Annotated in this window: 4 protein-coding genes; all 4 read left to right on the top strand. The window is 62.7% G+C overall.

Annotation, left to right across the window (positions count from 1 at the left end; all coding sequences use genetic code 11):
- Positions 1 to 1,377, top strand: a 1,377-nt coding sequence (locus LIG30_RS21965; RefSeq protein ID WP_038715451.1) for a type VI secretion system Vgr family protein, incomplete at its 5' end; no start/stop codon positions are given.
- A 37-nt stretch (positions 1,378 to 1,414) separates the two neighbouring features.
- Entirely contained in the window at positions 1,415 to 2,029 is a 615-nt protein-coding gene (locus LIG30_RS25640; RefSeq protein ID WP_083494135.1) for a DUF3304 domain-containing protein, read from the top strand.
- Entirely contained in the window at positions 2,026 to 2,205 is a 180-nt protein-coding gene (locus tag LIG30_RS21970; protein WP_038715453.1) for a hypothetical protein, read from the top strand. Before LIG30_RS25640 ends, LIG30_RS21970 begins: the two co-directional genes overlap by 4 nt.
- The coding region (locus LIG30_RS25645; protein ID WP_152986188.1) for a DUF3304 domain-containing protein at positions 2,202 to 2,495 on the top strand (294 nt) is incomplete at its 3' end. The genes LIG30_RS21970 and LIG30_RS25645, both read left to right, overlap by 4 nt.

Raw genomic sequence — 2,495 nt, forward strand, 5'->3', positions numbered from 1 at the left:
GAAGCGTCGGGTTCCGGCCAGTGCTACCGCTGCGAGGCGGACTTCACGGCGCAGCCGACCAGCGAGCCGTTCCGGCTGTTGCGCACGATCGCGAAGCCGCGCGTGAGTGGTGTCGAGTATGCGGTGGTGACGTGCCCGGAGAATCAGGAGATCTGGACCGATGCGTATGGCCGGGTGAAGCTGCAGTTTCTGTGGGACCGGCTCGGCAGGAACGACGAGCGTTCGAGCTGCTGGGTGCGCGTTGCCGGCGCATGGCACGGCGATCAGTTCGGCGGCATTTTTCTGCCGCGCCGGGGGCATGAGGTCGAAGTCTCGTTCGTCAATGGCGATCCGGATTTGCCGATCATCGTGGGCAGCGCGACCAATGCATTCAACATGCCGCCGTTCGATTTGCCGAAGAACCAGGCGCTGGCCGGCTATCGCAGCCGGGAGATCGGCGGCCGGCGTGCGAACACGCTCGCCTTCGACGATACGAACGGGAAGATCCAGGCGCATCTGTCGAGCGACGAAGGTGCGTCGCAGTTGAACCTGGGGTACATCACGCGTATCGCGGGCAATGCGGGGCGGCAGGACGAGCGTGGCCGGGGCTTCGAGTTGGCGACGAGTCTGTGGGGCGTGGTGCGATCGGCAATGGGCATGCTGATTACCACGCAGGGCAAGTCAGGGGCGCAGGGGCATGTGAAAGACATGGCCGTGACTCTTTCCCAGCTCGACGACGCGCAGCACCTGCACGACGCCATGAGCCGGGCGGCTCTGGAAGCGCAGGCGCAGGAAGCTGACGGCCAGCAGTCCGATATCGCCAGAACGATCGCCGCACAGAACGACCAGTTGCGTGGCGCGACGCACGATGGCAATCCGTTTCCGGAACTGGCCGAGCCGCATCTGGTGATCGCAGGCAAGGCCGGCGTGCAACTTGTCACACCCGCCACCGCGCACGTGGCGGCTCGGCAAGTTGCTGTGACCAGCGAAGGGCACGTTGGAATCGCGGGCGGTCGGGGTTTCTTCGCGAGCATACGCGACACCATTCGTTTTATCGCACAGAAAGGGCCGGTGAAATTCGTCGCTGCCGCTGGCGATATCGTGCTTCACGCCCTGACCCAATCAATCGTCGCACGTGCACAGAAGCAGATTCTGCTCGAAGCCGATGAAATCGTGCTGCGCGGAGCGCGATCCATCCGCCTGGAAACCAACGGCAGCTTCACGCAGATGGATTCCACCGGGATCGTGCACGGCACGACGGGCAAGTTCTTGGCGCATGCGTCGCTGCATCAGTTGCCCGGGCCGCTGAATCAGGTCGTCGGTCTCTCGCCGAAGAAGGTTTGTGTCGGATGCCTGACGAAGGCCGCGCGACGGGGATCGGCGATTGTATTGCGCTGACTTTTGACGGCACGAACAACCACGACAAAGGTGGCGAATGAACGTGAAACGATGGGCTGGCGTGGTGGCTGCCTGGGTGGTGTTGCTCGTGGGATGTACCGGTTTGCAGACGAATGCGGCCACGACGGTTGAGGTACCTCGACGGGTTGAGCTGAGTAGTGGCGGGACCAAGACGTTCAATTACACGCCGTGGTACATCCACACGTTTTCGATTTCCGGGCCGAAAGGGTCGCGTATCGGTGGTGGCGGGCCGAATGTGATGCCGGTACGTGAGGACGGGCGGCCCTCTGGCGGGGGGGCGGAATCTTGCTGCACGCGCTACCCGCGGGAATGGCAGCCGGACTTGAGGGTAACGGTGCGGTGGCTGGCATTTAAGGACGTGAAGCGACTTGGCGCGAAGGCCCCTGGATCTTGGTACAAAGCCGAGAACGTTCAGATTCCGCAGTATGACGGGAGCCGATCCGGTGGGGTATGGGCGATCTTTCTGCCGGGCGATCGAGTCAAGATCATGGTAGCCGACGGCAATGCGAGTGGACACAACTCGGTGGCGGTGCGTCCCGCGGACGACGATCCTTACGTCGCACAAGGTTCGCCGGATGAAGAGTGGAATGACGCATATCCGAACGGTGTGAGGCGAGGGCTTGTGAAATGAACGTGAAATGGCCGGAACCGATGCCGGAAGGCGGGCGCCTGCAGAACCCGGAAGCGAACGACGCGTGGGCGACGGGGTATTGCAGCGTGGCCGATCCGAAACTGACGTGCCAGCAGACCCTCCACGTCTCGCTGTTTTTTGACGGCACGAACAACCACGAAGGAGGGGGCGAATGAACGTGAAACGATGGGCTGGCGTGATGGCTGCCTTGGCGGTGTTTCTCGCCGGATGCACCGGTTTGCGGACGAATGCGTCCACGACGGTTGAGGTACCTCGGCGGGTCGAACTGAGCAGCGGCGATTCCAACTCGTTCAATTACACGCCGTGGTACATCCACACGTTTTCGATTTCCGGGCCGAAAGGGGCGCGTATCGGCGGGGGCGGCGGAAACATGAGGGCGATGGATGAAGATGGCAGTCCTGGTCAGGGAGGCGGGAAATGTTGCACGCGCTACCCGCGGGAATGG

This window comes from Burkholderia sp. lig30, assembly GCF_000687455.2.
GTDB lineage: Bacteria > Pseudomonadota > Gammaproteobacteria > Burkholderiales > Burkholderiaceae > Burkholderia.

What these genes read in the sequence shown, in the direction of transcription:
- LIG30_RS25640 (WP_083494135.1), top strand. Translation starts at nt 1,415, where the DNA reads ATGAACGTGAAACGATGGGCTGGCGTGGTGGCTGCCTGGGTGGTGTTG.
- LIG30_RS21970 (WP_038715453.1), top strand. Translation starts at nt 2,026, where the DNA reads ATGAACGTGAAATGGCCGGAACCGATGCCGGAAGGCGGGCGCCTGCAG.